Genomic DNA, 3641 nt, shown 5'->3' with positions numbered 1-3641 from the left:
TCGCTTCCGCCGTCAGAATCTCCGGAATCATCATAACCGTAGTCATCGTAGCTGTAATCATCATAGCTGTAATCCTCTGTCTGTGAGGATGTTTGCTGTGCCGGTGCTTCTGTCGGTTTCGGTGCCAGTGCCTGCTCTGTTTCCTTTGTATTGACAGATTTCTTCAGATCCTTGCTGTCAAATACAATATAAGCAACTTCTCCTTCAAGATGAAGTTCCGCTTCCTCTGTATCGCCAAACGGAAGTGTATGAAGTGTTGCAGTTGTTCCATCTTCGAATGTAATCTGCATATCATATTTCTGAACTTCCGGCTCAGATGCTTCTTCTGTGTCCTTGTCATCTGCTGTCTCTGCTGCATCTTCTGTGTCTGCATTCGGGTCAAACCAGAGTGTTCTTTCTTCATCTGCTGCAAACTTGTCATCTTTTTCGAGGAAATTATCCGGATATTTCTCATCTTTCTCATTCTTGACAGTCACTTCTGTAATCACCTTACCTGTAAGGTTCTTGAATTTCAGGCTGAAAACACCTTCTGCGTCTTTATCTGTTTCCGGTTTTTTACCGATTGTTTTTTCTTCTTCTGTTTCTTTGGAATCCCCGGTATCATCTGCTTTGGCTTCTGTCGCTGTTTCTGTGTCTGCTGCCATAACAGCCTGGCCTGCTAACAGACTGGTTCCAATTGCCGCTGTCATTAAAATTGTTACGATTTTTTTCTTCATTTACCTGTCCTGCCTCTCTTTTTAGTAGACTTTTTTCTTGATATACTTCAAAGTACCTTTCTGTCCGTATTTGACTGCATATCCTGTGTAACCTTTCGGTCCGTATTCCTTCTGGAAGTTTGGATCATATACATAAGTGTTGTTTTTGACCTTAATTTCAACCCATGCATGAGGTCCGTTGCCTTTACCTTTGTTTACGTAACCAGTTACATAATGTACATTATATCCCGCAACCTTTGCCATCCAGTAAAATGTACTTGCCATCACATAGCAGTCACCACTTCCTGTACGGAAACCATAAATTCCATAATATGTCTGGTTTTTCTTTGCCACTTTGTAGTTTCCATTGTAGCGAAGAGATGCTGACCAGTTAAACGCTTTTCTTAAGTTACCGCCACATTTCTGAAGACGGATTGCTGCCAGTGTCTCTACCTGAGACAGTTTGGTTGCACGTCCCTGAGTATCGATCCTGTAGTAAGTACTTGCGTTGTATTTGTAATATTTCTTGTTTTTCACAAGTGTATATTTGGAATCAAAGATATAGGTATATTTGCCGATCTTACGGATTCCTTTTACTTTTTTGCCGTTTTTGTCATAATAATATTTATGATCTTTGCTCCATGTATTTTTCAGAACAGCTGCTTTGGTTGTTGCCGCTGACACGGTCTGTACATTCATAACCGGAGCTGCTGCCGGCATTGCTGCGATCACAAGACTTAAAACGAGTGCTGTTAATTTTTTCTTCATGCTAAATTCTCCCTCTTCTTTCTTAGTAGCGTGAAACAAGGCTCTCTACAACATCATATTTATAGCTCTTACCCTTTGGACGGAATACAGATAACTCTACATTATCATAAGTATAGGTGATGTCCACTCCGTTTCCATTTCTGAAACAACTGTTTTTGGAAATTTTGTATTTTTTGTATTTTCCGAGAAGTTTCTTGATTGTTGTTGCATTTTTGTTTGTTCTGGAAGCAGCTCTCAACTGTGCTGTTTTTGTTTTGTTGTAAGTCCCGTTTGCGTTGAAGTAATATACATATGGCATTCCATATGCAGAGGTACTTCCCACACGTACTCCCTTAACTCTGTGTCCCAGATAATCAAAGCCATAATACTGACCCTTGATCTTTTTGACAATTACACTGTATTTTCCCATCATTCCTTTGTCGGCCTGATAGGCTGCACCATTTGCTCCAAAGTAATAGGTATAGCTGACCTTGCCGCTCTTGATCGTACGCCAGGCATTACACAGTTTCTTGCCATTCTCATAAGCGTAATATCTGCCGCCTGATTTCTTCAGGGTTGTTTTTGCAGCAGCCTGCACAGTGACTGGCTGAGAAACTGAAACAACCGGTGTCAGCATGAGCAGCAGGAAAAGTGCTACTGCCAAGATTTTTCTGGTTTTTTTCATGTTGATTCTCCTTTTTTATTTAAAATTTTATTTTATACTGTGCTACATAAGACGGGCGTGAAGCCGCATCAAATAAAGCTCCATACATGTTATCATAATAGCGTCCATTTATCATCACAAAGCTGTGTCCCTCTGCCAGAGTGATCACATACGGCTGATATCCCAGTTCCTTTGCAACTGCTGCGACTGCACTTGCCATTCCATAACAGTTTCCTGTCAGACCGTTTTCAAACATCTGAACTGCGTATTTGTATACCCATCTGCGGCTTCTGAATTCAGCAGGGGTAGGATCCATGCTTCCTACAAATCTATTATAACCTATAATATAATTAAAGCATGCCCGCAGTTTCTGACGATTGGTCATACCTGCTGTTGTATGATTTGCAATAAATCTCCTTGCTGCCATCTTACAGTGTGCCTGCATGGTATCCACCGCATATCCGTTCTTGCCAAACCTGAGACCGCTTATAGTCCTGTTGACTATGCATCTGCCGCTTTTGTAAGCATAATAGACTCTGCCGTTTACTTCCTGCCATCCGCCAACGCCTTTACCATATTTGTTGACGATAAACCAGTATGTGTTTATCTTTACGACTTTCGTGCTTCCAGGTGTCACTTTGTGAGAGTTCATATCAAATACATAATATATCCCTCTTACGTTGCATGCCCCACCTCTGGCTGCTACGCCATTTTCACGGAACCAGTAATATTTACCTTTGATGATCTTCCATGTATTCCGGACAGGTTTATTATTGACATAATAGCGATAACCACCCTTTTCCCAGATAAGTCCCTTCTTGACTTTCGAAGTACTTCCCTTACCAGTGGATGCTGAAGTCTTCGCGCTGCTATTCACTGCCGCATGAACATCCCCTGCTCCACATGAAAGGATCAATGCAAAAAAGAATACCACCAGCATCGTTCTGCCAGCCCAACTACTTCTTTCCAATTTCATTCCCTCCTCTCCTTTCCAGTTTTTTTACATTATAATATATTCTTTGGACAATTTCAATCAATTGACCATCAAAATAAAAAAAGCAGTTGCAAAAGTATTTTCTGCTTGCTATAATACTACATATTCTCGGGGTATGGCGTAGCTTGGTAGCGCGCACGGCTGGGGGCCGTGAGGTCATGGGTTCAAATCCCATTTCCCCGATGTTCTTATTCAACAGGAAAGGCTTCTGGACGTTATGGTCGTTCGGAAGCCTTTTTGTTTTATTTTATTCTTTTATGCGACTGGTATGATATTTCTCACGACATCTGTATGACTGTAGCCGTCATAACGTGTTTTCAGATTGGTAAAGGTAACTGCTGCTGTCTCATTTATACTGTCCAGAACTGCTGTTCCTTCTCTGCCTGTAATCTGTACATTGGGAGTATTTGCTGTGATGCCCTGAAATTTATAACGCAGCGTTTCTTTTTCACTGATCGTGTAACTTCCAAATGGAACTTTGGCTATTGTGCAGCTCAAAACGGCATAGTCTCCCTGTTTTTCGTAATTTTCCTGTCTGAAC

Annotated in this window: 4 protein-coding genes, 1 tRNA gene and 1 pseudogene; 1 reads left to right on the top strand and 5 read right to left on the bottom strand. The window is 41.4% G+C overall.

Annotated features, from left to right (window positions below; all coding sequences use genetic code 11):
- From QZL69_RS08420 to QZL69_RS08405, 4 genes are all read right to left on the bottom strand, one after another.
- A partial coding sequence (locus QZL69_RS08420; RefSeq protein WP_291519017.1) for a hypothetical protein occupies window positions 1–716 on the bottom strand: 716 nt, incomplete at its 3' end.
- A 21-nt stretch (window positions 717–737) separates the two neighbouring features.
- Window positions 738–1463, bottom strand: coding sequence for a transglutaminase domain-containing protein (locus tag QZL69_RS08415; RefSeq protein ID WP_022214771.1), 726 nt, complete (start codon window positions 1461–1463; stop codon window positions 738–740).
- A 22-nt stretch (window positions 1464–1485) separates the two neighbouring features.
- Window positions 1486–2127, bottom strand: a complete 642-nt coding sequence (locus tag QZL69_RS08410; RefSeq protein ID WP_022214770.1) for a hypothetical protein — start codon at window positions 2125–2127, stop codon at window positions 1486–1488.
- A gap of 19 nt (window positions 2128–2146) precedes the next feature.
- Entirely contained in the window at window positions 2147–3082 is a 936-nt protein-coding gene (locus QZL69_RS08405; protein WP_022214769.1) for a hypothetical protein, read from the bottom strand.
- Window positions 3083–3209: 127 nt separating this feature from the next.
- Between QZL69_RS08405 and QZL69_RS08400 the strand changes: the two genes are divergently transcribed.
- A tRNA-Pro gene (locus QZL69_RS08400) sits at window positions 3210–3283 on the top strand.
- A gap of 72 nt (window positions 3284–3355) precedes the next feature.
- On the opposite strand, the pseudogene QZL69_RS08395 reads toward QZL69_RS08400, so the two are convergent.
- Window positions 3356–3641, bottom strand: a pseudogene (locus tag QZL69_RS08395) (hypothetical protein); the annotation flags it as partial.

The organism is Blautia sp. CAG:237 (genome assembly GCF_000436615.1).
Classification (GTDB): Bacteria; Bacillota; Clostridia; order Lachnospirales; family Lachnospiraceae; genus Blautia_A; species Blautia_A intestinihominis.
The sequence above is the reverse complement of the archived record's forward strand: the minus strand, read 5'-3'. Positions and strand labels throughout refer to the sequence as shown.